25 protein-coding genes are annotated in these 22,211 nt (G+C 66.3%); 12 read left to right on the top strand and 13 right to left on the bottom strand.

All coding sequences use genetic code 11. From position 1 onward, the window contains the following. Window positions 1-56: 56 nt before the first annotated feature. From IAQ70_RS14875 to IAQ70_RS14865, 3 genes are all read left to right on the top strand, one after another. Entirely contained in the window at window positions 57-1,502 is a 1,446-nt protein-coding gene (locus IAQ70_RS14875) for an amidase (RefSeq protein ID WP_190990197.1), read from the top strand. Window positions 1,503-1,585: 83 nt separating this feature from the next. Then, complete coding sequence (locus tag IAQ70_RS14870; protein WP_190990094.1) at window positions 1,586-1,789, top strand: hypothetical protein; 204 nt, start codon at window positions 1,586-1,588, stop codon at window positions 1,787-1,789. 154 nt (window positions 1,790-1,943) lie between these two features. After that, window positions 1,944-2,306 carry a hypothetical protein gene (locus tag IAQ70_RS14865; protein ID WP_190990093.1) on the top strand — a complete coding sequence of 121 codons (363 nt, stop codon included), beginning with the start codon at window positions 1,944-1,946 and terminating at the stop codon, window positions 2,304-2,306. 24 nt (window positions 2,307-2,330) lie between these two features. Here IAQ70_RS14865 and IAQ70_RS14860 read toward each other — a convergent pair whose 3' ends face one another. Further along, entirely contained in the window at window positions 2,331-2,915 is a 585-nt protein-coding gene (locus IAQ70_RS14860) for a DUF4190 domain-containing protein (protein WP_190990092.1), read from the bottom strand. A gap of 56 nt (window positions 2,916-2,971) precedes the next feature. Further along, the gene (locus IAQ70_RS14855; protein WP_190990091.1) at window positions 2,972-3,889 is read right to left on the bottom strand and encodes a nuclease-related domain-containing protein; all 918 of its coding nucleotides are present in this window, start codon (window positions 3,887-3,889) and stop codon (window positions 2,972-2,974) included. 237 nt (window positions 3,890-4,126) lie between these two features. Between IAQ70_RS14855 and pgm the strand changes: the two genes are divergently transcribed. Further along, window positions 4,127-5,785: a phosphoglucomutase (alpha-D-glucose-1,6-bisphosphate-dependent) gene (gene pgm, locus IAQ70_RS14850; RefSeq protein ID WP_190990090.1), complete on the top strand. Its 1,659-nt coding sequence runs from the start codon at window positions 4,127-4,129 to the stop codon at window positions 5,783-5,785. A 132-nt stretch (window positions 5,786-5,917) separates the two neighbouring features. Here the strand turns inward: pgm and IAQ70_RS14845 are convergent, their stop codons facing one another. Continuing rightward, window positions 5,918-6,523 (bottom strand): malonic semialdehyde reductase, encoded by a 606-nt coding sequence (locus IAQ70_RS14845; protein WP_190990089.1) that lies wholly within the window; start codon window positions 6,521-6,523, stop codon window positions 5,918-5,920. A gap of 200 nt (window positions 6,524-6,723) precedes the next feature. Between IAQ70_RS14845 and IAQ70_RS14840 the strand changes: the two genes are divergently transcribed. Then, the gene (locus tag IAQ70_RS14840) at window positions 6,724-8,076 is read left to right on the top strand and encodes a uracil-xanthine permease family protein (protein WP_190990088.1); all 1,353 of its coding nucleotides are present in this window, start codon (window positions 6,724-6,726) and stop codon (window positions 8,074-8,076) included. Here the strand turns inward: IAQ70_RS14840 and IAQ70_RS14835 are convergent, their stop codons facing one another. The 4 genes from IAQ70_RS14835 to IAQ70_RS14820 form a co-directional block, all read right to left on the bottom strand. Continuing rightward, window positions 8,077-8,940: an SGNH/GDSL hydrolase family protein gene (locus IAQ70_RS14835; protein ID WP_190990087.1), complete on the bottom strand. Its 864-nt coding sequence runs from the start codon at window positions 8,938-8,940 to the stop codon at window positions 8,077-8,079. Further along, window positions 8,937-9,752: a GAF and ANTAR domain-containing protein gene (locus tag IAQ70_RS14830; protein WP_190990086.1), complete on the bottom strand. Its 816-nt coding sequence runs from the start codon at window positions 9,750-9,752 to the stop codon at window positions 8,937-8,939. The genes IAQ70_RS14835 and IAQ70_RS14830 overlap by 4 nt, the downstream gene beginning before the upstream one ends. 207 nt (window positions 9,753-9,959) lie before the next feature. Then, window positions 9,960-10,472: a hypothetical protein gene (locus IAQ70_RS14825; RefSeq protein WP_190990085.1), complete on the bottom strand. Its 513-nt coding sequence runs from the start codon at window positions 10,470-10,472 to the stop codon at window positions 9,960-9,962. 43 nt (window positions 10,473-10,515) lie between these two features. Continuing rightward, on the bottom strand, window positions 10,516-11,415 hold the full coding sequence (locus IAQ70_RS14820) for an SDR family oxidoreductase (RefSeq protein ID WP_190990084.1): 900 nt from the start codon (window positions 11,413-11,415) through the stop codon (window positions 10,516-10,518). A 196-nt stretch (window positions 11,416-11,611) separates the two neighbouring features. Between IAQ70_RS14820 and IAQ70_RS14815 the strand changes: the two genes are divergently transcribed. The 3 genes from IAQ70_RS14815 (at window position 11,612) to IAQ70_RS14805 (ending at window position 13,250) form a co-directional block, all read left to right on the top strand. Further along, window positions 11,612-12,106 (top strand): DUF6328 family protein, encoded by a 495-nt coding sequence (locus IAQ70_RS14815; protein ID WP_190990083.1) that lies wholly within the window; start codon window positions 11,612-11,614, stop codon window positions 12,104-12,106. An 82-nt stretch (window positions 12,107-12,188) separates the two neighbouring features. Beyond that, window positions 12,189-12,851: a DUF6766 family protein gene (locus tag IAQ70_RS14810; protein WP_190990082.1), complete on the top strand. Its 663-nt coding sequence runs from the start codon at window positions 12,189-12,191 to the stop codon at window positions 12,849-12,851. Window positions 12,852-12,911: 60 nt separating this feature from the next. Then, window positions 12,912-13,250 carry a LuxR family transcriptional regulator gene (locus IAQ70_RS14805; RefSeq protein ID WP_190990081.1) on the top strand — a complete coding sequence of 113 codons (339 nt, stop codon included), beginning with the start codon at window positions 12,912-12,914 and terminating at the stop codon, window positions 13,248-13,250. Window positions 13,251-13,255: 5 nt separating this feature from the next. Here the strand turns inward: IAQ70_RS14805 and IAQ70_RS14800 are convergent, their stop codons facing one another. The 3 genes from IAQ70_RS14800 to IAQ70_RS14790 all read right to left on the bottom strand — a co-directional run bounded on the left by IAQ70_RS14800 (window position 13,256) and on the right by IAQ70_RS14790 (window position 15,703). Then, window positions 13,256-14,380 (bottom strand): glycerate kinase, encoded by a 1,125-nt coding sequence (locus IAQ70_RS14800; protein ID WP_190990080.1) that lies wholly within the window; start codon window positions 14,378-14,380, stop codon window positions 13,256-13,258. Between the two features lie 47 nt (window positions 14,381-14,427). Beyond that, window positions 14,428-15,240, bottom strand: a complete 813-nt coding sequence (locus tag IAQ70_RS14795; protein WP_190990196.1) for a class I SAM-dependent methyltransferase — start codon at window positions 15,238-15,240, stop codon at window positions 14,428-14,430. Window positions 15,241-15,316: 76 nt separating this feature from the next. Beyond that, entirely contained in the window at window positions 15,317-15,703 is a 387-nt protein-coding gene (locus tag IAQ70_RS14790; RefSeq protein ID WP_190990079.1) for a DUF7793 family protein, read from the bottom strand. A 76-nt stretch (window positions 15,704-15,779) separates the two neighbouring features. On the opposite strand from IAQ70_RS14790, the gene IAQ70_RS14785 reads away from it, so the two are divergent. The 3 genes from IAQ70_RS14785 to IAQ70_RS14775 all read left to right on the top strand — a co-directional run bounded on the left by IAQ70_RS14785 (window position 15,780) and on the right by IAQ70_RS14775 (window position 20,265). Beyond that, on the top strand, window positions 15,780-17,462 hold the full coding sequence (locus tag IAQ70_RS14785; protein WP_317983673.1) for a sensor histidine kinase: 1,683 nt from the start codon (window positions 15,780-15,782) through the stop codon (window positions 17,460-17,462). Window positions 17,463-17,497: 35 nt separating this feature from the next. Further along, window positions 17,498-19,030: a putative bifunctional diguanylate cyclase/phosphodiesterase gene (locus IAQ70_RS14780; protein WP_190990078.1), complete on the top strand. Its 1,533-nt coding sequence runs from the start codon at window positions 17,498-17,500 to the stop codon at window positions 19,028-19,030. 185 nt (window positions 19,031-19,215) lie between these two features. Then, window positions 19,216-20,265, top strand: a complete 1,050-nt coding sequence (locus tag IAQ70_RS14775; protein ID WP_317983672.1) for an EAL domain-containing protein — start codon at window positions 19,216-19,218, stop codon at window positions 20,263-20,265. A gap of 27 nt (window positions 20,266-20,292) precedes the next feature. Here the strand turns inward: IAQ70_RS14775 and IAQ70_RS14770 are convergent, their stop codons facing one another. Beyond that, window positions 20,293-20,496 (bottom strand): DUF6480 family protein, encoded by a 204-nt coding sequence (locus IAQ70_RS14770; RefSeq protein ID WP_190990076.1) that lies wholly within the window; start codon window positions 20,494-20,496, stop codon window positions 20,293-20,295. A gap of 141 nt (window positions 20,497-20,637) precedes the next feature. Between IAQ70_RS14770 and IAQ70_RS14765 the strand changes: the two genes are divergently transcribed. Continuing rightward, the gene (locus IAQ70_RS14765) at window positions 20,638-21,048 is read left to right on the top strand and encodes a hypothetical protein (protein ID WP_190990075.1); all 411 of its coding nucleotides are present in this window, start codon (window positions 20,638-20,640) and stop codon (window positions 21,046-21,048) included. A gap of 56 nt (window positions 21,049-21,104) precedes the next feature. On the opposite strand, the gene IAQ70_RS14760 is transcribed toward IAQ70_RS14765, so the two are convergent. Both IAQ70_RS14760 and IAQ70_RS14755 read right to left on the bottom strand, forming a co-directional pair. Further along, window positions 21,105-21,851: a glycerophosphodiester phosphodiesterase gene (locus IAQ70_RS14760; protein WP_190990194.1), complete on the bottom strand. Its 747-nt coding sequence runs from the start codon at window positions 21,849-21,851 to the stop codon at window positions 21,105-21,107. Window positions 21,852-21,937: 86 nt separating this feature from the next. Next, the gene (locus IAQ70_RS14755) at window positions 21,938-22,186 is read right to left on the bottom strand and encodes a hypothetical protein (RefSeq protein WP_190990074.1); all 249 of its coding nucleotides are present in this window, start codon (window positions 22,184-22,186) and stop codon (window positions 21,938-21,940) included. Between the last annotated feature and the right edge of the window lie 25 nt (window positions 22,187-22,211).

The following is a 22,211-nucleotide window of genomic DNA, read 5'->3' as shown; positions in this document are numbered from 1 at the left end:
ACGCTTCTACATGATCCCGAGGAGGACCCTTGCCCGCTAAGCAGCCCACCGGTTCCCTGAGCGACCTTCACGAAATATCCGCCGTCCAACTGCGGGACTCCCTTCGGTCCGGAGAGATCTCCGCCCGTGAAACGACGGCGCACTTCCTGGCCCGCATCGCCGAGCGGAACCCCCTGCTGGGCGCTTTCATTACCGTTACAGCCGAACAGGCCATGGCCGATGCCGCTGCGGCCGACGCCCGCTACGCCCGGCTTCGGAAGAGTTCCGCAGCAGCCCCCGCCGGCGGCACTGCGAAGGACCTGCCGCTGCTGCACGGCATGCCGCTCGCCTTCAAGGACCTGACCGATGTGGCGGGCGTGGTGACCACCCACGGGAGCGCAGCGCTGGACCACAAACCTGCGCCCACCGACGGCGCGGTCGTTGCAGTCCTCAAGGCAGCCGGCGTGATCTCGCTGGGTAAGACCCAGGTCCCGGAGTTCGGACTGACCGCATACAGCGAGAACCGCATCGCCCCGCCGTCGCGCAATCCCCACGCGCCCAGCCGCAGTTCCGGCGGTTCCTCTGGCGGCAGCGCCGCGGCGGTGGCCGGCGGCTTGCTCCCCTTTGCGCCCGGAAGCGACGGCGGCGGCTCCATCCGGATCCCGGCGGCGGCCTGTGGACTGGTGGGACTCAAGCCGGGCCGTGGGCTGGTGCCCTCAGGCGAGAGTTCGGCCGATCCCGCCGGGCTGGTGGTGGCCGGCCCGCTGGCGCGGAGCGCCGCCGACGCTGCACTGCTTCTGGACGCCCTGGTGCCCTCCCCCGGAAGCAGCTACCTCGACGCCGTGGCGCAGGAACCGCGTCCGCTGCGGATCGGCGTCAGCCTGGACAGCCCCTGGTCTGCTGCCTTCCCGTTCACGCCCGAACAGGAGGCGCTGGCTGCATTGCGGGCGGGCCGCGACATGCTGGAACATGCCGGGCACGCCGTGACCGAAGCCGACATCCGCTACGACAACCGCTACCCGGACGCCTTCACCACAGCCTGGACGGCCGCCGTCGGAACCGCCCGGATCAGTCCGCACCGTGAAGCATTGCTCACCCCGCTCACCAGGACGTTCCGGCGCAGGGCACAACAGCGCAGCGCATCCAAGCTGAACGAATCCCTGGCGTTTCTCCGGCAGTTCACGCGTGACACCATCGCCCAGTACGGCGCGTGGGATCTTATGCTGATGCCTGCCCTGGCGCAGACGCCCCGTCCGGTGGGCTGGTTTACCGGCGCCACCCACGGTGACGAGCGCTGGCCCGCGGCGGCATGGGCGGGCGACGCCGACGACGACTACCGCAGGCAGTGCGAATTCGCGCCGTGGTCTTCGATGGTGAACGTTTGCGGCCTGCCGGCCGTGACCATTCCCGTGTACTGGACCCGCGGGCAACCCGGCGAGGGACTCCCGATGGGCATCCAGCTGGTTGGGCCGAAGGGGTCGGAGCTGCTCCTGCTGCAGGTGGCGGCACAGCTGGGATTCTGAAGTGGATTGAACGGCTCCGGGGTGTCGACTCCACGGCCAAACGGGTGGACCATTAAAGGGCAGTCACCTAGAGGAGGCCTGTGATGTGCTATTCATCAAGCAAGGATTTCGGGTGGGGCATCAAGAAGGACGCCACCCGCGAACCCGAGGCTCGCCAGCAGACACCGCCGGACCGTACCGAGCCGCATTTCACGGCTCAGGACTTCAGCTTCTGGACATTCCCGCGTCGGCGGAAGACCCATGAAGCCGAGGAACCTGCTGGTGAGCGCACCAGCGAGAGGGTCTGACCCGTTGGCCAAGCCCGCTTGAAGAAAGGCCCCGCCCGGGGCCTTTCCCCTGCCCGGCATGGCCCCGGTATGGCACCGCATGGCACCGCCGCCGCGCCAGCCCTGTCGGGCACCGCACCGCTCCACCGCAGTGAAATTTGGAGGGACAACTCACATGCGCGGACAATACGTACACCAAGCATCTCTGCTGATGGCCACCGGCTCCGATCCCGAGGCACCAGGCGCGGCCATCACGCTTGAACTATGCGGAAGCTGGGAGCATGAACCGCCGTGCCCCCTGGCCCCGCATCATACGGGCCACGCCCGGGACGGCAACGAGGTCAGGCTCAGGGTCGTCTTCGCCGCCGAACCGGCTAAAGAAAACGAGGTTCGCCGACGGATCGGAAAAGCCCTCGCCGGCGGGACCCTCACCGGGCCAGGCGGAGTGAAAACCAACTGGACGTTGCAGGACTCCGGACCTGGCGTGCTTACCGAAAGCGAACGGGAACAGGCCGAGCGGATCGGGGCCGCAACCTAATTCCAGAACCTGGCTTCCGGAAGCCTAGTAGCCGTAACTTGTGCGGTAGGCCGACAGCCCGAGGATGAGGAGCAGCCAGAACGCGCCATAGGCGAGCAGGCACAGATAGCCCAGGACCAGCCCGGTAATGGACATGCCGTTGCCGGAGGGTTCGCGCCCGAGGGCCAGGTGGCCGGTGATGATCGCGGCGAGCTGCGGAATGAGGAACCACCCCAGCAGGACCGAGGAAATACCGCAGACCATGCTCGTGATGCTGAGACCCTTGGGCTCGGCTGCCGGCATGCCGTAATACGCGGGCTGGCCATAAGGGCTGGGCTGGGCGTAGGTGCTCGGCGGACCGTAGGGGCTGCCCGGTTGGGCGTAGGGCGCACCGTGCTGCTCGGCAGGCTGGCGGTACGCGCCGGCGCCGGGCTGGCTGTACGCGCCTGCGCCCTGCTGGCCGCCGCCGTACTGGTCCCCGCTCTTTCTCCAGTCATAAAGTGGCGGTGCGGGAATCTCCGGACCCTGCGGCGGCACAAACTGTGGTGGCTCGTAGCCAGCCGGTGAATCGCCTGCTCCTGGGGCGCCGGGCCCTTGGGAATCCGGGCGCGGCGTGGTCTGGTCACTCATGGTTTTCCCCGTTCGAAGTCTTCGCTTTCCAGCCTACCGCCGCGCCCCCTGCGGGCCTATCGCCCCAGATACGGCAGCACGTACACAGCGAAAACCACGAAGCCCACGAGGCAGAGCAACCGGCCCATCCCCGCGGCAGCCTGCTGTTGGACATTCGCTTTCCGCCGTCCGTAGCCGCTGCGCGCCGCGCTGGCGACGGGCGGGAGTTGCCGGGGGCCGGGCCGGGAACCGCGCCGGACCACCGGCGCCGCCGCGGACCGCACGGACACATCCGGCCGACGGGAAACCTCGGGCTCCCGGGAGCCATCGGGCCGCCGAGGCACTTCGGGCCGGCGCGTCGAAGGCGCCGGACGATTGCTGGTCAACGACCTCAGGGCAGCACTGTCCGCTTCCGGTTCCTGCGTGAGTTGCTGGCTGAGGTCCGCGAACAGGCCCACCACTGTCGCCGTGTCCAGCACCGCAGGCAGGGCCAGGACAGCCTCAACAACGCGTTCGGCACCTGCCACGGCGACGTCGGCATTCGTGATGGCGAAGAGGTCCGGCTGGCCCGCGAGGCAGATCAAGGGGCGGACCAGGCGGCGATGCGGCGGCGCCAGGACCGAGGCGACGGCGGCGCACTGCGCCAACGCCCCTTCCACCGACTGGGTCCTGGCAAACCGGCCCTGCCACAGGACCCCGGCGGACACGCGGACCTCGCCTGTCCAGTTCTTCGCATCCACCACCACCACGCCGCCGGGACCTACCAGCACGTGGTCGAGGTTGGCCCTGGGCCTGCCGGGCCAGTGCACGTCGTGGAGCAGGAACCAGCCGTACGTGACGAGCAGGCTGAGATGCTCGGCAACCATCCGCTCGCCGACGGCGCCATCGTCCCAGGATTTAGTGGCCCGCTCGGCCTGGTCCAGCTGGCGTTTAAGCCGCCGCACACGCTCCGCTGCGAGCCTTGACTGCTCGGCCGCGCCGTCCCCTGCCCCCATGACCGGTCCCTTACTTTCCTGGCGGCCTTACTGCCGCATGCACGACGGCGGTGCTGCCGCCGTCGTGCATTCCTTCCTGACTTTTCCGAACGTAACAGCGGCGGCGGGAGCCGGTATATAGGTACTTTGGGGCTGAGTACTCAGGTTTGACCACCTGTTCATGACATTCCGCGTCACAGGGTCCGGAATTTGGACCGGGGCGTATTGCCGTCCGCCCGGGTCTGGCATGCTGGTCCCATGGCTAGCCGCGCGGGCACAGTTGCCCAACCCCAGGACCTTGTTGACATCACTGCGCTCCTCGACGCGTACTACGACATATCGCCGGATCTGGGTGATCCCGGCCAGCGCGTAGCGTTCGGCACGTCGGGGCACCGGGGATCCAGCCTCAAAGCGTCGTTCAACGAAAAACACATCGTGGCAATCACGCAGGCCATCGTGGAATACCGCGCCGGCCAAGGCATCACCGGCCCGTTGTTCCTGGCGAAGGACACCCACGCACTGAGCGAACCCGCCCAGAATTCCGCCCTCGAAGTGCTCGCCGCCAACGGCGTGAACGTGCTGGTTGACGCCCGCCACGGCTACACCCCCACACCTGCCCTGAGCCACGCCATCCTCACCTACAACAACAACCGCCAGGCCGGCGCTCCCGAGGCGGACGGCATTGTGGTCACGCCCAGCCACAACCCGCCGGGCGACGGCGGCTTCAAGTACAACCCGCCGCACGGCGGCCCTGCCGATTCCGACGCGACGGGCTGGATCGCCAACCGCGCCAACGAACTGCTCGAGAACGATCTCCGCGGCGTCAAGCGCATCCCCGTCGCCGAAGCCCTCGCGGCGGACAGCACCGGCAAGTTCGATTTCCTCAGCAGCTACGTTGACGACCTCCCGGCGGTCCTGAACCTGGATGCCATCCGGGAAGCCGGCGTCCGCATCGGTGCCGACCCCATGGGCGGCGCGTCCGTTGACTACTGGGGCGAGATCGGCGAGCGCCACCACCTGGACCTCACCGTGGTGAACCCGACCGTGGACCCGCAGTGGGCCTTTATGACCCTGGACTGGGACGAGAAGATCCGGATGGACTGCTCCTCACCCGCCGCGATGGCCTCACTCATCAAGCGCATGTCCGACGGCGGCAGTTCCGCCGCGTTCGACGTCGCTACCGGGAATGACGCCGATGCCGACCGCCACGGCATCGTCACCCCGGACGGTGGCCTGATGAACCCGAACCACTATCTCGCCGTCGCCATCGATTACCTCTACCGCAACCGCGGCGGCTGGAACCCGAACTCGGTGGTGGGCAAGACCCTGGTCTCGTCCTCGATCATCGACCGTGTGGCGGAGAGCCTGGGCCGCAAGCTGGTAGAGGTTCCCGTGGGCTTCAAGTGGTTTGTGCCGGGCCTGCTGTCCGGCGAAGGCGCGTTCGGCGGCGAAGAATCGGCCGGTGCATCCTTCAACAAGCTGGACGGCAGCGTCTGGACCACCGATAAGGACGGCATCCTGCTGGCGCTCCTGGCCTCGGAGATCACCGCCGTCACGGGCAAGTCCCCCTCGCAGCTGTACAAGGGCCTGACCGACCAGTTCGGCGCCCCCGTCTACGCACGCATTGATGCAGCAGCCACGCGGGAGCAGAAGGCGGCACTCGGCAAGCTCTCGCCGTCGGACGTCACCGCAACGGAACTGGCAGGCGAGACCATCACCGCCAAGCTGACCGAGGCACCCGGCAACGGCGCGTCCATCGGCGGCCTCAAGGTCGTCACGGAGAACGCCTGGTTCGCCGCGCGCCCGTCCGGCACCGAGGATGTCTACAAGATCTACGCCGAGTCCTTCAAGGGCGAGGAGCACCTCAAGCAGGTGCAGGCGGAAGCCAAGGCTCTGGTGGACGGCGTCATCGCCTAACCACCCCCGCACAATCAACGCTCTCTCACTTAATGCGCTTAAAACACCGACGCTCTCTCACTTTCCTGAAGAAAGTGAGAGAGCGTCGGTGTCAAAGCCGCATTAAGTGAGAGAGCGTCTGAGGTTGTTGGGTCAGACGGTGCGGACGACGTCCTCGTAGGTGAACTTGGGCTTGGCGGCACCCCAGGCGCCTTCACCGGGCTGGCCGATGTTGACCACCAGGAAGCTCTTCTGCTCGCCGGCCGGGAAGAGCTGGGCGTCGATGGCGCTGAAGTCGGCACCGGTCATCGGGCCGGCGGCGAGGCCGAGGGACCGGACGGCAAGGATGAAGTAGCCGGCCTGCAGGTGCGCGTTGTTGTTGCCGGTGGCTGCAGCCAGGTCCGGGGCTGCGTCGTACATGGCCTTCGGTGCGTTGTACTCGGGCAGGAAGGTGTCCCACTGCTCAGCCCAGGCGGTGTCGTAGCTGAGGACGGCAACCAGCGGAGCGGAGGCGGTCTTGGCCTTGTTCCCGTTGGACAGGGCGTCAACAAGCTTGGCGCGGGCCTCGTCCGAACGCACGTAAGTGACGCGCAGGGGCTGCGAGTTGAAAGCCGTGGGGCCAAACTTGGTGAGCTCGTAGATGGCGCGGGCCTGGTCCTCAGTCACTTCGCCGGTGAAGGAATTGGCGGTGCGGGCTTCGGCAAAGATGGCGTCGACGGCGGCCGAGTCGATGACTGCTTCTTCGTGGGCAATAGTCATATGCGTACCTTTCGCTGGGCCCGCTCATCGGGATGATGTGCCGGCGGTCTGCTTTCCATAGTTGCAACTTCAAGCGTTGCTGTCTTCTTCCCGTGACGGCTCGTGACGTCCGGCACAGCCGCGCGGCAGGCGGGGTGGCGCGGTATTCTTGCACCGGAAGATTCAGCCCCAGCGGCAACCCCCTTGAAAGGCCCCCGACCATGAGCATGCTCGGAATGAAATGGAAGCTGCACGGCACCGGCAGGTCGATCAAGCCCGGCCACGTGGTTGCTCCGGACGAGCGGCTGGCCTGGCCACTGACCATTGGCGTCGGCATGCAGCATGTCGTGGCCATGTTCGGTGCCACGTTCCTGGTCCCCATCATCACCGGGATGCCGCCGGCCACCACGCTGTTCTTTTCCGGCATCGGCACCCTGCTGTTCCTGGTCATCACCAAGGGCCGGGTGCCCAGCTACCTCGGCTCCAGCTTCGCCTTCATCGCGCCCATCATGGCGTCCCAGCAGCAGTTCGGCATCCCCGGTGCGCTGGGCGGGGTGCTGCTCGCCGGCGTCGCGCTGGCCCTGATCGGTGCGATCGTCCAGAAATTCGGTGCAGGCTGGATCAACCGGCTGATGCCGCCGATCGTCACCGGCGCGATCGTGGCCCTGATCGGCCTGAACCTGGCCCCCGCGGCGAAGATGAACTTCGCCGCGGCCCCCGTCACCGCAGTGGTCACCTTGACCACCATCATCCTGGTCAGCGTCCTGTTCCGCGGGATCATCGGCCGGCTGAGCATCCTGGTGGGCGTGGTGGTGGGTTACCTGGTGGCCATGCTGCGCGGCGAAGTGAGCTACGACAAAATGGACGCCGCCGCATGGATCGGCTTCCCCCACTTCCAGACACCGGAATTCCATGTCGGCGTGCTTGGTCTCTTTGTTCCGGTGGTCCTGGTCCTCGTGGCTGAGAACATCGGGCACGTGAAGTCAGTGGCGGCCATGACCGGCCAGAACCTCGACGACGTCTCCGGGCGTGCGCTGCTGGCCGACGGCATCGCCACGGTGCTCGCCGGCGCAGGCGGCGGTTCCGGCACCACCACCTACGCGGAAAACATCGGCGTCATGGCGGCCACCAAGGTGTACTCGACGGCGGCCTACTGGGTTGCCGGGACCTTCGCCATCGTGCTGAGCTTCTCACCGAAGTTCGGCGAACTGATTGCCACGGTCCCGCAGGGCGTGCTCGGCGGTGCGGCCACCATGCTGTACGGCATGATCGGCATTCTCGGCGTGAAGATCTGGGTACAGAACAAGGTGAACTTCGCCAACCCCGTGAACCTGACCACCGCCGCCGTCGCCCTGATCATCGGCATCGCGGACTACACCTGGACCATCGGGGAGCTGACCTTCACCGGCATTGCGCTGGGCTCTGCCGCCGCCCTGGTGATCTACCACGGCATGAAGGCCATTGCGAGGGCCCGGGGCACGGTGGCAGAACCGGAAACCGAGCAGGCGGGCCTTCCGCCGGCGGCAAAGGCCGCCCTCAACGCTGCAACGAAACGTGGACCGAAGAAACGCTGATCAGGCGGCGTGGCTGCCCCCGACCAAGGGCCCGGGTGAGCTTCCAAAGCCAAAGACGGGCCCGGGCTCGGGCCGCTTGGCGGTCAGCGCCTCCACAGCCGGGTGCCTCAGCTGTCTGATCACCCAGGGGACCAGATATTCCCGGGCCCAGATCAGATCCTCGGACCTGGCCGCCTTCCAGTTACGCGGCAGCGGCGGCTTGGGTACCAGGGGCACCAGCGTGTGCGGGACGCCGAGGGCCGTCAAGACTGCCGTGGCGATGGTGTGGTGCCCGAGGGGTGAGAAGTGCAGCCGGTCACGATCCCACATGCCGGGGCTTGAGAGTTCGCGCAGGAACCACAGGTCAACCATCACCGCGTCGTGATGGGCGGCCACGGTGTGCAGGTTCTCATTGAGGATGGCCACTTTGCCACGGATCTGGCTGAAGACCGGAGTGGCACCCCAGTCCGGCCCGGCGAACATGACCACGGTGGCGCCGGACCGGGTCAACTGGTCCACCCCTGCGTCGATCTTTTCTGCCAGCCGGTCCGGATCGCTGCGCCGGAAAACAATGTCGTTGCCGCCTGCGGAGAGCGTCACGAGGTCGGGCTTCAGTGCCAGTGCCGGCCCAAGCTGCTGGTCAAGGATCTGCTGCACCAGCAGCCCTCGGACGGCGAGGTTGGCGTAGGCGAAACCAGGCTGGTTGGCACTGAGCTCCTCGGCCACACGGTCAGCCCAGCCGCGCAGGCCGCCGTCGCTGCGGGGATCAGGGTCACCGATCCCCTCCGTGAAGGAATCGCCCAGGGCCACCAGCCGGCGCCAAGGGTGAAGTGCTGGCTCTGCGGGGGCGCTTGTGGCTGCCTTCTCCTGCTTCCAGGCGTTCATGCCGTACTCCCTGTTTTGTAGGGTCCTTCGTCCAGCGCCGGTGTTTCGACCGCGATAAGGCCGAAGTCAGCGTTGTCCTGGCGGGGTACCGCCGTTTCGGGGCGTGAGGCCGCCACGATATTCAGGGCCGTCTGGCGCAGCCCTTGGCTGGTGTGCCTTGCGACGGTCCGGAGGTACTGCACAGCCGCTTCATGGCCGAGCCCGTAGTCGGACATGAGGATGCCGACGGCCAGGTCCATCAGGACTGCGGAGCTCTGGGCTACTGCCAGTTGCGCAGCGACTTCGGCCCGCGCGGCCACCCGCACCACCAAGCGCAGGGACCTCGCGACCTGCCGCGCATACCGGCGGGCCAGGACGATGTCTTCGCTGCTGAAGGTATGGGGTGTGGCGGCATAAAGGCTTAGGGCCGCATGCCATCCTGCCGCAGACACAATCGGGATGGACAGCAGCGATCTGACCCCGTGGCCTGCGGCAGCGTTGGCGTAGCCTGGCCACCGGCGGTCGCGGGCCGTATCTGCCAGGTGAACAAAATCTCCGGTGCGCAGGGATTCCAGCACGGGTCCGTCGGCGAACGAACACTGTTCTTCGTCTGCGGCCCTGGCCGCGGCGCTGCCGGCGGCGGCTGTCCGGGCCGCCCCGGGACGGAAGAACGTGACAGCCCAACTGATTGAGCGGGCATCGCCGTCCAGGCTGCGCATGAACTCGCCGGTGACCGAAGCAAGGAAGTCCTCAACATCCGTGCTCTCGAACACCACATCCTGGGGGTCGGGAAGGGATTCCCAACCCGGCACCCTTGGAGTCTCCGCGGCCATGTTCCACGCCTAGGATCGATACGCGCGGCCCACTGCAAAACCTGTTACTAGGATACGTCCGGAGTTGGTTTCCCGGGTGCGGTTCTGCGGCACCAATATGCGGCATCGTAGACGGGGCAGGGGGCACAAGAGAGCCGCCCGGCATGAAGCCGGGCGGCTCTCTTGCTGCATTACCGGTGCCGGGGCGGAACCTGGCGGCACGACGGGTCAGCCGGCGTCGAAACTTTCGTCTTCGTCGTTCGGGGACTTTTCCTTGGGCAGGTCATTGCCGCTGCCGTCCGGCAGTCCGGCAGCGTCCTCTTCCGCCTCTGACGAGAACGGCTCTGAGCCCTGTGAATCCGCGTTTGACTCGTCAATTTCGGCCTCCGCGGACGGTACGGCCGCGTCCCGCGGCACGGGCGGCTCACCCGGTTCGAAGCCGGGATCGTTCGAGTCGGCTTCGGCATGGTGCTGCTCGTCCGTGCCGCCGAACCTGCCGGCTCCGGGCTCGCCGGCACTGTCCTTGTCCTCCTCGTCGAAGTGGCTGAGGTTGGGCGTGCCCGTGGCGAAGGTTTCGCCGTCGGGGCTGTCCTGGTTCAGGCCGGCGGCGTCGAAGTCCTCTTCGTCCCGGGGCTGCGCGAACTGCTTGTTGTCAGCTCCGCCCATCTCCTGCTCTGCGGTTGGCGAGCCGTATCCGCCCACTTCCTCTTCCGGTTCCGTGCGCTGGTTTTCCTGACTCATGGTTCCTCCTGTTGTGGATGTGGATGAATCTGACGGGCAAGTATTAGAGCCCCTTGCCGCCGGTGACCGGCAGCACCGCGCCGGAGATGTAGGACCCCTGTTCAGATGCCAGCAGCACATAGGCCGCTGCGAGCTCTGCCGGCTGGCCGGCCCGCTGAAGCGGAGTATCCTGGCCGAACGTGGGCAGCTTGTCCGGCCACTCGGTAGCCGGAATCAGCGGGGTCCAGATGGGCCCCGGTGCCACGGCGTTGACGCGGATCCCCTTGGGTCCCAACTCCAGGGCCAGAGCCTTGGTGAATGCCACCTGGGCGGCTTTGGTCATGGCGTAATCGATCAGCCCAGGGGACGGGTTGAAGGCCTGGATGGAGGCCGTGGTGATGATCGAGGCCCCGGCTTTCAGGTGGGGTACCGCAGCCCGCGCCGTCCAGATCAAGGAATAGAGATTGGTCTTGAACACCCGGTCGAATTCCTCCGTGGGGAGGGACTCGAAGCTGTCCCGGTTCTTCTGGTAGGCGGCGTTCAGCACCACGACATCGAGCCTGCCAAACTCAGCCACCGTGTCCTCCACGATCCGGGTGCTGAAGTCCTCCTCCCGTCCGTCGCCGGCCAGCAAGAGGGCCCGCTGGCCCGCCTTGCGGATCCAGTCGGCAGTGTCCTGGGCGTCTTCCTCCTCCTCCGGAAGGTAGGAAATTGCGACGTCGGCACCCTCGCGTGCGAAGGCGATGGCCGCGGCCTTGCCAATCCCGGAGTCTCCCCCCGTTATGAGCGCTGCCTTGCCTTGGAGGGCGCCGTGCCCCTCATAACTGAGCTCGCCATGGTCCGGCTTGGGATCCATGGGCGCCGTAAGCCCAGGCTGCTCCTGCTCCTGCCTCGGGAACCCGCCGGAATGGTAGCTCCCGCGGGGGTCTGCGGGCGGTTCCGTCTGCTTCTGCTTATCGCTCATAGTCCACCTCTTCACTGAATCGGTTTTCGAAGGGCGCATGCTGCACCAGCCCTTCGAAACTATCCCGCCCGGCAGAGCAAGTCCACCGTTCGACACGAACAATAAGCAACCTTAGCAATTCTTGATCTCGGCGCAACTTCGGCCTAGCTTGAGAGCACACGGCTTGGGTGGCCACGCCCCGGAGCAAGGAGAAGCAATGTCGGATGTGGAGGACTTCACGGGCAAGTCGGGCCGGAACGAAACCCGGGAAGAACAGCTTGACCGGAACTGGGCCGAACTGCTTCAGGAACTCCGGGTCCTGCAGACCGGGGTGCAGATTTTGGCAGGTTTCCTCCTGACCCTCCCCTTCCAGCAGCGCTTCGAAGAACTGGACGATTTTCAGGTCACCCTCTATCTCGTCAACGTCGTTATCGCCACCCTCACCACCGCCTTCATCCTGCTTCCGGTGAGCGTCCACCGCCGTCTGTTCCGCCAGCGCCTCAAGGAGATGCTGGTGTCAAGCGCCGATACCATCACGAAACTGGCCCTGGCCGGTGTTGGCATGCTCAGCGTCGGGACGGCGGCACTGGTTTTTGACGTAACCGCCGGCCGGTCGGCGGGGCTGACCGCCGGCGTCATCCTGCTGGCGGTCCTCCTGGTCCTGCTGATCTATGTCCCCCTGCGGCTGAACCGCCGCGCCCAGGGACGTTAGCCCAGGCAGCTTAGTCGAACGGCAAAAACCGCCAACCCCGCCGGAATGCGGCGGAAGAAACCTTCAAACAGAGGAGCAAAACATGCGTAAGTGGGCCAAGGAACATGGGCTGTTGCTCGCGAACGCCGGCCTGTTCCTGGCGTTTTTCGGCGGAATGATCCTGTCCGGCGCGGCGGCCTACAGCGAGGATCAGGCGGCCCACGGGCAGCCGGGCGTCACCGTGCTGGAGTATCTGTCGACGGGCGACTTTGTGGAAGCCACGTTCGAAAACTGGGAATCCGAATTCCTGCAGATGGCCATGTATGTGATCCTGACCGTCTTCCTTTTCCAGAAGGGCTCCTCCGAATCCAAGCCCATGGGTAAGGATGCCCCGCAGGACCAGGACCCGCGCGATGCCACCATCAAGGACGCAACGCCGTGGCCGGTGAAGCGCGGCGGCCTTGTGCTGAAGCTCTACGAGCACTCGCTCTCCATCCTCCTGCTGCTGCTCTTCCTGGCCTCCTTCAGCCTGCATGCGGCCGGCGGGGCCTCGGCGTACAGCGACGAGCAGCAGAGCCACGGCCAGCCCGCTGTCACCGTGCTGCAGTACCTGGGCACCAGCCAATTCTGGTTTGAGTCCTTCCAGAACTGGCAAAGCGAGTTCCTGGCGGTGGCCGTTTTGGTGGGCGCCTCTGTTTACCTGCGGGAAAAAGGCTCGCCGGAATCCAAGCCGGTAGCCGAGCCGCACTATGAGACCGGAGCGTAAGCAGCACACCACATTTTTTGTCAGGCCTCGATCCGGCCCCTGATCTGATTGGAGAATGCAATGAAAAGAATTCTGAAGGCCGTCATCGTGGTCCTGGCGATGCTCGCCGGGGCCCCGGCGTTCGCCACAGCAGCCACCGCGGCTCCGCCGGCTTCCGCCACCTTTCAGGCGATGGGGGCCCAGTCCGACCCGGGACCGGCATCGGCAGCTGTTGCGGCCGCGAAGCCTACTCCCTCCGATACGGCGTCAACCAGTCCGGCCAACCCCGGTACGGGAGAAACAGCCGAGCAGGAAGGGACGCGGTTGGACTATGCGCCGTGGGTCATCGGAGCCATCGTGCTGGTTACGCTGGTGGTTGTCGTGATCTGGCGGCGCCGCCGGAACACCACCATCGTCTAACCGGCTCAGGCGCCTTCCAGGACCTGACTGGTTGCCCACGCCAGGTACTTTGCAGCGTTGGCGACGGCGTCTTCGGGACTGGCCGCCACATCGAGCAGCTGGGCAGCGGCTACTACGCCGTGTCCGGCCAGGTCCTCGGGCGTGACAAGAATCCGGCCCGCCACCACAATCACCGGGATGCCCCGTTCGCGGGCGGCATCGGCAAGCGCGATGGGGGCCTTGCCGGTCAGCGATTGCGAGTCCAAGGACCCTTCGCCGGTGATCACGAGGTCCGCGTTGTCGAGCTGACCCGAGAGTCCAGTGAGTCCTGCCACCAGCGCAAATCCGCCTTCCAGCCGGGCCTTGGTAAAGGCAAGGAACGACGCCGGGAAGCCGCCGGCTGCCCCGGCACCGGGGAGGTTGACGTCCCGGCCGGTCGCTTCACGGAGCACGGACGCCCAGTTGCGGAGGCCGGAGTCGAGCAGTTCCACAGCCTCGTCGTCGGCTCCCTTCTGGGGGCCAAAGACGTGGGCGGCGCCGGTGGCGCCGAACAGCGGGTTCTGCACGTCCACGGCGATCCGGAACGAAACGGAGGACAGCCGCGGATCAAGTCCGGAGGTATCCAGGGCCACCACATCCGCAAGCGATCCGCCGCCCAACGGGACCACGTTTCCGGCGCTGTCCAGGGGCTTGAGGCCCAGCGCACGCAGGGCTCCGCTGCCGGCGTCGGTCATGGCCGAGCCGCCGAGGCCGAGCACAATCTCGGTGGCACCGGCGTCGAGGGCCGCGGCGATGAGCTGCCCGCAGCCGTAGCTGTGGGCCCGCAGCGCATTGGACGCAGTGGGCTCCATCTGCGCGAGGCCGGAGGCCTGCGCGGTCTCGATGACCGCCACAGCGCTGCCGTCAGCGTTCCTACGGAGGGCCCACGCCGCGCCAACGGGCTTAAGGATCGGCCCGACGACGGCGTTGAGGCGCTCCTCGTAGCCGGCGGAAACGGCTGCCTCCAAGGTTCCCTCGCCACCGTCGGCGATCGGAAACTGGTTGGCCACGGCATCCGGATAGACGCGCAGCGCCCCTTCCGCGATGGCGGCGGCGGCCTCGGCTGCGGTGAGGGAACCCTTGAACTTGTCCGGAGCAATGAGAATGCGCATGCGCTCAATCATGCCAGCCCACTGTGGGAAAGCGCTTGCCCGATCCGCTATGCGGACATGCCCTCCTGTGCGGGCGCCTTGCCCCTGAGGACGGCGAAGTAGCCGGGGATTCTGCTGTCCCCGTCAGCATCCATCAGCGGATTGGTTTCGATGGTGGCGGCGCCGTCTTCCACGAGCGTCCACCGGTCCGTTGGCATCACGACGGCCAGCTCGTCCGGGCCGAAGTGTCCGGGCATGGGCAGCTTGCGGATGGCCAGTTCCAGCGGCGCCGGGATCCTCCGAAGCGAGGCACCCAGGTGCGAGACGTATTCCACCGGGTTTCCGCGAAAGTTCGTCTCCGCCAGGAACACCCGGCCGCGCTCGCCCACCAACAGCCGGAGGTTTTCCATCAGGGCGGCCTGATCGGCGGTGTCCAGGACATGGAGCACTCCCCGGATGAAGACATTGGCGTCCGTCGGTCCCGCCAGCCCGGCACCCGCTCCCGGCAGCGTCATGTCGCATGCCACAAAGCTGACATTTTTCACCCCTGCCGACGTGGCCCGCGCGCGGACCACGGCATGATCAGCCACGTCAACGCCGATCACCTGCGGTGAAAAGGCCGCCAGGGCGCGGCTGAAGGCGCCGTGGCCGCAGCCCACATCAACCACGGGCAGGTCCGGATCGAAGTGCCGCGCAAGAATGTCCCGGTAGCCGCGCAACTCATGGTCAGAACCGGAATCCCAGAGGACTTCACTACTGGTCCCGGTTCGGAGGATTCCTGCCCAGTACTTGTCCCAGGCAACGGCCCGGTCCTTGGGGGCGGAGCGGGACAGCCGGATGAGCCTGGGCAGGATCAAGTACTTCCGCCAGGCGGGGCGCATCGGTTTCGAGGGGGAGGACACCGTTCAAATATAGGACCCTGAAGGCCCTGCGCCTGCGCCGGGAAGCGCGGTGGAGTCAGGCGACGGCCTGCTGGTCCTTCAGCAGCCAGGCCGTGGCTTCTTCCCTGGAGGTAAAAAACCGGGTGGGGCAGGGCAGTTTGTTAATGCCGAGGATGAAGTTTGCGAGCACTTTGTCCACGGGCGATGCCCCCAACAGCGCGATCCGGGACGCTTGGCACGGCTTGCCGAAAACTGTCCGGGCACCGCGGCTGACCTGCGCCGTCGTGGCCATGTCCACCAGCATGGGATAGCGGAGGTCCCCGCACAGTTCATTCACGCCGCGCATCGCAGCTTCGGCGTCCGCCTGGGAGATGGACACCGCGCGGGGCCACTTCAGTTGGATGACACCCTGCCCGTCCAACGTCAGGTCCGCCTTCACACCTTCAGCAGGCTGATTCGTCACGATTACCCTCCGCGCATCCTAATAAGGGGCCGGCTATGCCCCGTCACCCTACAATGTACTCATTCAGGACTGAACAGTGCTCAACCACATCGAGGGGGACGGGTTGCCAACGGACACACCACACGTAGCAACCGTGCCCTACCTGGCCGTAGTCGCGGACCCGGATGCCGGGCGCCGGCAATTCGTAACGGCAGCGCTGGAGGCGGCGGGCTTCACGGTCCGCACTGCCGGGACTGCCGCCCACCTGTCCGCGATTCTGGGCGACGCCAAGCCCTCCATCCTGGTCCTGGACAGTTCCCTGTCCGATATCGACGTTGCAGCTCCTGTGCTGGCGCTCGTGGACCTGGACAGTCCGTCCGAGGTCAAGGCAGTGGAGCATGCCGGCGTGCGGGACTGCGTTGCCAAACCACCTGCGGCCAAGGAGTTGATCCACCGGGCCACCGCACTGATCAACCTGGTCTCCCGCCGGGCCGAGACGCGCCATGAAGCCGAGACGCTGCGCGAACGACTGCGGCAGGTATCGGCGGCGCTTCGCGGAACCAACGACCCCCAGCAGATCGCCGACCTTGTGGTGACGGGTTTCGGTGAGACCTTCGGCGCCGACCGGGTCTGCCTGGCCACGTTCGAGGACGACAGGGTGCCGCTGATCACGGCCCAGTGGCACCGGCGCGGGTTGGCGCCCCTGCCTGCGGCGTTGTTTGAGGCGGCGGAAGGGGCCCGCTCGGCAGCGGATCTCCTCTGGTCACGGGCAGAGCCCCTGACCGCGAACGGGGCCTTCGTACAGGGCGGCACCGATGATGCCGAGCTTCCGGCCGAGCTGGCCGCCCTCAACGCGGCAGCATATGTTGCTGTCCCGATCGGCGACGGCAGTTCGTCCCTGGGCATGATCTGGATAGCGCTGCTGGACTCCCCCAGGGAATGGTCGCGCGCGGAGCTCGGCCTCATCCAGCACGTGGCCGGCAATGCGGCCCACGGACTGATCCAGAGCCACCTAATCACCAGTCAGCAGCAGGTGGTCAAGCAGCTCCGGGAGCTGGACAAAGCCAAGACCGATTTCCTGGCCACCGTCAACCACGAACTCCGCACCCCGCTGACCTCGATCATGGCGTACCTGGACATGATTCAGGAAAACACCTCGGATCCGGTGTCCACCGAGGTCCACCAGATGCTTGACATCGTGGTCCGGAATACGGAGCGGCTCCGCCTGCTGATCGAGGACATGCTGAGCGTTTCCCGCAACGGCCACGAGCTCAGTCCGCTGCAGCTGACGCCTGTCCGGCTGGCACGGACACTGAAGATAGTCACCGCCGCGCTTACCCCGCTGGCAAAACTGCAGAACGTCAGCATTGTGCTGGCACCCAACGCCGAAGACCTCGACATCATGGCCGACGAGGTCCAGCTGCAGCAGGTTTTTACCAACCTGGTTTCCAACGCCATCAAGTTCACCCCGGGCGGGGGACGGATCGACGTCAGCAGTGTCTCCGAGACCGAAGCCGACGGCACCTGCTGGGCAACGGTCAGGGTCTCGGATACCGGGATGGGGATCTCCGACGACGAGCTGGCCCACGTCTTCACCCGCTTTTACCGGGCCTCCAACGCCATGTCCGGGGCGGTGCCCGGCACCGGCCTGGGGCTTGCCATCACGCAGGACATCGTGGATCGCCACGGCGGCCGCATCGAGGTGGCTTCCCAGCTGGGACTGGGCACCACTGTCACAGTGAGGCTCCCACTCGCTACCCGTTCACCACAGAACGCCTGAACCGCAGAACCCTGATCCTTGGAGAGGAGGTCCCCTTGTTCGCCGATGATGACCCCAGGCTGTCCCAACTTTTGGAGGGTATTGTCCGGCTTGCCTCCGGCGACCTCCAGTCCCGGATTGCAGTTTCGCCCGCCCGCGACGAACTCGACGCCATCATCATGGGCACCAACCTCCTGGCCGAGGACCTGCAGATCATCTATGAGGAACTTGAACAGCGCGTAGAGGACCGCACCCAGCTCCTCCACGAGGCACACCGCGAAATGCAGAAGATGGCCATGCAGGACCCTCTTACCGGCCTCGCCAACCGGTCGGCGCTCCTTACCGCGCTGAAGTCGGCCCAGGGCCACAACGGCGCCGGCCAGCCGGTGATCCTGCTCCTTGACCTGGACGCCTTCAAGTCCATCAACGACAGCCTGGGCCACGCCGCCGGGGACCAGGTGCTAACGACAGTCGCAAGGCGTATCCGCAGCGCCGTCCGCCAAACCGACGTTGTCGCCCGGCTGGGCGGAGACGAGTTCGCCATTGTTATGCCTGCGACGGGCGCCGACCAGGCCGCCGCCGTCGGTCGACGCATCCTGGCCTCCCTCAAGGAACCGATCGAGCTGCCGGACCGGACCATCCGCTGCGGGGCGTCCATCGGACTCAGCATCGGCGAACCGGGCCGGTCGCCGGACGACCTGCTGATGGAGGCTGACATTGCCATGTACGCCTCGAAGGCCGAGGGCCAGAACCGGCTCCATGTGTTCGAGCCAGGGCTCCTTCTTGTCCGCAGGCTCCGCAGCCAACTTCTCGATGACCTCCGGACGGCGGTCAAGGGCGAAGGGCTGGTGCTCCATTACCAGCCCGTCATTGAGCTGGACTCGGGCAGGATTGAAGGCGTGGAAGCCCTTGTCCGCTGGCAGCACCCCACCCGGGGGCTCATCATGCCGGACGAATTCATCCCCCTCGCTGAAGACGCCGGACTGATCTCCGAGCTTGGCCTCTGGGTCCTCACGACGGCGGTGCGCCAGCTCCGTCAATGGATTGACGATGGGCTGGTGGACAGTTCGTTCTCCGTGCGGGTCAACATCTCCGCCACCGACCTGCAAAGCCTGCGGTTCATCGAGGACGTCCGCGGCGTGCTCCGGGAAACAGCCGTCCGGCCGGAGCAGGTTGTCCTCGAACTGACGGAAGTTGCGATCGTCAGGGGCAACGAACTGGACCGGTACTCGCTGGGAGGGCTGCGGGGCCTGGGGGTTGGAATCGAGATCGATGATTTCGGGACGGGCTACTCCTCCATCAGCTACCTGCGCCGCCTCCCCGTGGACCGCGTCAAGGTTGACCGGTCGCTGATCGAAGGCCTGGGTACTGATCCGAGCCAACCCGCCCTGGTGGCTGCCGTCCTGCAGCTGGTGCGGGCCTGCGGGCTCGAAGCAGTCTGGGAGGGCGTGGAAACTGGGGAGCAGGCTGAGCACCTGCGCAACCTGGGCTGTCTCAGTGCGCAGGGGTACTACTTCAGCAAACCTGTTCCGCCCGAACAGATCCCTGGGCTCCTCGCCCGACGTTCGGCGCAAAGTAATAGCGCTTAATCGTTTGGGGGCTGCGCTTTTGGCATGTCCCGATATACGATCTAGTTGCAGTATCCGATTCTTCGCGGTAAGGAGATCGGCCTAATCAGAAGTACCGAATTCTGGAAAGCGCCAGGAAATTTGAAAACTAAACGGCCACGAGGCCATTACTTCGTCAACTGGGGGCGTCGCTAATGACAGTGCGCGTGCAAGCATGGGGAGTTATCGCTGCGGTTTTGGCGGATCCGGATCCTGCGGGGGCGGCCATTCGCCAGCGCCTCAGCGATCGCCTGGGCGAAAACCCCGGTGTACCGGAGCGGGCTCTGCTGGAATATCTGCTGGAGCGCCGGCAGTTGGATGCCACGCAGGAGGGCACCCGGGACACGGCCAGCACCCTTCAACCCCTCAGTGCCGTGCCGCCGCATCTCGCTGAGCGGGTTGATTCGCTGCGGAGCCTCTCCAGGATCAGCGCCTTGCTGGAGCAGCAGATGCTGATGACCGCTTTCCAGCCTATTTACGGGCTGGACTCCAAGAGTGTGGTGGGTGTTGAGGCGCTGTCCCGCTTTGTGAGCGACGACGGTGCACGTGCGGAACTCTGGTTTGCCGAGGCTGCCGCGGTTGGCCTGGGCGCCAACCTGGAATTCTCAGCGCTCGGTTCTGCAGCGCTGGCCGCCGCGAATCTCCCTGAGCACCTTTATGTTGCCATGAACATCTCGCCGGCATCGTGCCTCGACCCGCGCCTGGCGGAATTGTTTGACCACATTGAGTTGCCTATCGAGCGAATTGTCCTTGAATTGACGGACGGAATTCTTGACGAGCAATACTCGCATTTCATTTCTGCAATTACTCCGCTGCGGGAACGCGGACTGAGAATTGCCATCGATGACTCACACTCCAGCGCCGGCACCCTGAGCCGGATGCTCCATTTGCGCCCCGACTTCATCAAGCTGGGCCGGAGCGTGATCAGCGGCGTGGACCAGGACCCGACGCAGCATGCCGTTGCCGCCTGCATGGTGGAGTTTGCCACGCAGATCGGAAGCGTCGTGGTGGCGGAAGGCGTGGAAACTGCCGAGGAACTTGCGGCGCTGACCGAGTTGGGTTTCAGCGCCGGGCAAGGCTACCTGCTCGGCAGGCCCTCTGTGCGGCCGATGGACTGGGCCGCCTGGGATGCTCCCCTCGACCCGGACGAGCTCCGGCCCCTCGCCGCCGATTCCGGCCGTTCCTTCCCAGGCCCCGGGGGCGCTGACCGGCAGTGACCGGCTGCGCCGCCGTGGACGGACCTGCTATTCGTCGTGGCCCTGGTCCCCGCTCATCTGGTCCTCCATGGGCGGGGTTTCCCCGGGCGGCACTCCCCCGCCCGGCTCGAGGCCGGTGATGTTGCCCTCGGCGGGGTCCGGGTTTGCCGAGCCGGCGGAGTCCTTGTCCGCAAGGTCCTTGGACTGCTTCGCTGACTTTGCGGAGTCTTCTTCCGGATAGTTGCTGCCCATGATGCGGCTTCCTTCCTTGGGTCGGCTGCGGCTGTTCCCCAGCTCTGGACTAATTGTAAGCATGCTGATAATTCTGGAAGATCAGTTCCGGCGGGACCGGAGGGCGACGCCGGAGCCCCAACGTCAAGAAGGAGCGGTCAGATGGGCATCGGAGACAGCATCAGCAAGGCAGCGGAAAACGCCATGGAGGACCTGGCCGGCACGTCCAAACCGACTGACGGCACAGACGTTCCGGAGCCGACGGATCCCAACAGCGACGTCGAGGTGCACTCGTCCATCAGCGAGGGTTCCAATGCCATGGAAGCCGAAAAGGAAAAGGCGCCTGGCTTGAAGCCTGGCTCCGCCACCGGCCCGGTGTCCGCCAATCCTGCCCAGCCGGGAGGCAGCGGCGGGAGCGGCGGCGGGCCGGCAGAGCCTACGGAAGCGGACGCGCCGGACGTTCCCCGTGACGTCCCCGGACCGGCTGGCCTGCCCGAAGGTGACCCCGGCGAGCTGAGGGCCGATCCCGGCGAAGGCGATCAGGACCCTTCCGCCGGGCTGGGCCGCGGCTGACTGCACTCCGCGGCGGCGGAAGCTGACCTCGGGGCCCTGGCCCGGCAAAGCACAGCTCAGCTGCCGGACCACTGGCCCCGTTCCAGGAGCACCTGCCTCAGCAGGTCTGCCCGGTCCGTCACGATCCCGTCCACGCCAAGGTCCAGCAGGCGGCGCATCTCGTCGGGATCGTTGATGGTCCACACGTGGACCCCGAGGCCGAGGGCGTGCGCGCGGCGGATGAAACCGGGCGTGACCACGCGGATCACCCCCTGCCGCACCGGCACCTGCAACGCCTGGACGTCACGCAACGGGCCCCGCAGCACAAAGCGCAGGAAAGGGACCGGAAGAACGGGGCCAAGCAGGACAAACAGCCCGTTCGTCACCACCCCGGCCGAGGAGGCAACCGGCCGGCTCAGCAGCTTCAGCACCGCCCGGCGTCGGCGGTCCGAAAAGCTGGCCACCAGGACGCGGTCGTGCGCGCCGTGGCGTTCGATGCCCGCGGCCAGCGTGCGCACGGAGCCCCAGTCCTTGATGTCCAGGTTCACCCGCACTTCGGGGAACGCCGTGAGGAGCTCGTCGAACAGCGGCACCGGTTCGAACCCGCCGATCCTGGCGGCAGCCACGTCGGCGGCTGTCAGTTCGGAGATCCGGCCGCGGCCGTCGGTGGCCCGGTCCAGGGTGTCGTCGTGGAAGAGCAGCAGCACGCCGTCGGACGTGGTGTGGACATCGGTTTCGACGTAACGGCATCCGAGTTCGACGGCGGCGCGGAACGCGGCCATCGAGTTTTCCAGGCCCTCCCGGGAGAAGCCGCGGTGGGCCATGGCGATGGGGGGCGGCGGGCGCGAAGAATCACCGGAAGAGTCAAAGTACCGCTCGGTCACGCTGCGAGCGTACCGGAACCTGCCCGCTATGCCTCCTGCGGCACGATTTCCACGCCGTCGCTGCAATGAAGCATCGTACGCCCCAGCCCGCCGTCGAGATTCACCCACACAGAGGTGTAGTCCGAGGTGATGGCGTCCACGAGCCCGCCGGTTTCGTAACCGGGAGTGAGGAGGACGCGTACACGGTCGCCCTCTTTCAGCACCTTCCAGTGCGCAGCCGGCTCCGCCGGGTGCAATGCCGCTTCGGACCTGCGTTGGTTGCCGTTCCTTGCCATGACGCTCCCCTCAAGCTGTGGATGC

Source organism: Pseudarthrobacter sulfonivorans (assembly GCF_014712225.1).
Taxonomy (GTDB): Bacteria; Actinomycetota; Actinomycetes; order Actinomycetales; family Micrococcaceae; genus Arthrobacter; species Arthrobacter sulfonivorans.
Note: the sequence above shows the minus strand (reverse complement) of the source record. Positions and strands in the feature narration are given on the sequence as shown.

What these genes read in the sequence shown, in the direction of transcription:
- IAQ70_RS14860 (WP_190990092.1), bottom strand. Translation starts at nt 2,915, where the DNA reads ATGAGTGACCAGACCACGCCGCGCCCGGATTCCCAAGGGCCCGGCGCC.
- IAQ70_RS14760 (WP_190990194.1), bottom strand. Translation starts at nt 21,851, where the DNA reads ATGGCCCACCGCGGCTTCTCCCGGGAGGGCCTGGAAAACTCGATGGCC.
- IAQ70_RS14765 (WP_190990075.1), top strand. Translation starts at nt 20,638, where the DNA reads ATGGGCATCGGAGACAGCATCAGCAAGGCAGCGGAAAACGCCATGGAG.
- pgm (WP_190990090.1), top strand. Translation starts at nt 4,127, where the DNA reads ATGGCTAGCCGCGCGGGCACAGTTGCCCAACCCCAGGACCTTGTTGAC.
- IAQ70_RS14855 (WP_190990091.1), bottom strand. Translation starts at nt 3,889, where the DNA reads ATGGGGGCAGGGGACGGCGCGGCCGAGCAGTCAAGGCTCGCAGCGGAG.
- IAQ70_RS14810 (WP_190990082.1), top strand. Translation starts at nt 12,189, where the DNA reads ATGCGTAAGTGGGCCAAGGAACATGGGCTGTTGCTCGCGAACGCCGGC.
- IAQ70_RS14820 (WP_190990084.1), bottom strand. Translation starts at nt 11,415, where the DNA reads ATGAGCGATAAGCAGAAGCAGACGGAACCGCCCGCAGACCCCCGCGGG.
- IAQ70_RS14840 (WP_190990088.1), top strand. Translation starts at nt 6,724, where the DNA reads ATGAGCATGCTCGGAATGAAATGGAAGCTGCACGGCACCGGCAGGTCG.
- IAQ70_RS14830 (WP_190990086.1), bottom strand. Translation starts at nt 9,752, where the DNA reads ATGGCCGCGGAGACTCCAAGGGTGCCGGGTTGGGAATCCCTTCCCGAC.
- IAQ70_RS14825 (WP_190990085.1), bottom strand. Translation starts at nt 10,472, where the DNA reads ATGAGTCAGGAAAACCAGCGCACGGAACCGGAAGAGGAAGTGGGCGGA.
- IAQ70_RS14845 (WP_190990089.1), bottom strand. Translation starts at nt 6,523, where the DNA reads ATGACTATTGCCCACGAAGAAGCAGTCATCGACTCGGCCGCCGTCGAC.
- IAQ70_RS14815 (WP_190990083.1), top strand. Translation starts at nt 11,612, where the DNA reads ATGTCGGATGTGGAGGACTTCACGGGCAAGTCGGGCCGGAACGAAACC.
- IAQ70_RS14870 (WP_190990094.1), top strand. Translation starts at nt 1,586, where the DNA reads ATGTGCTATTCATCAAGCAAGGATTTCGGGTGGGGCATCAAGAAGGAC.
- IAQ70_RS14770 (WP_190990076.1), bottom strand. Translation starts at nt 20,496, where the DNA reads ATGGGCAGCAACTATCCGGAAGAAGACTCCGCAAAGTCAGCGAAGCAG.
- IAQ70_RS14835 (WP_190990087.1), bottom strand. Translation starts at nt 8,940, where the DNA reads ATGAACGCCTGGAAGCAGGAGAAGGCAGCCACAAGCGCCCCCGCAGAG.
- IAQ70_RS14755 (WP_190990074.1), bottom strand. Translation starts at nt 22,186, where the DNA reads ATGGCAAGGAACGGCAACCAACGCAGGTCCGAAGCGGCATTGCACCCG.
- IAQ70_RS14805 (WP_190990081.1), top strand. Translation starts at nt 12,912, where the DNA reads ATGAAAAGAATTCTGAAGGCCGTCATCGTGGTCCTGGCGATGCTCGCC.
- IAQ70_RS14795 (WP_190990196.1), bottom strand. Translation starts at nt 15,240, where the DNA reads ATGCGCCCCGCCTGGCGGAAGTACTTGATCCTGCCCAGGCTCATCCGG.
- IAQ70_RS14800 (WP_190990080.1), bottom strand. Translation starts at nt 14,380, where the DNA reads ATGCGCATTCTCATTGCTCCGGACAAGTTCAAGGGTTCCCTCACCGCA.
- IAQ70_RS14865 (WP_190990093.1), top strand. Translation starts at nt 1,944, where the DNA reads ATGCGCGGACAATACGTACACCAAGCATCTCTGCTGATGGCCACCGGC.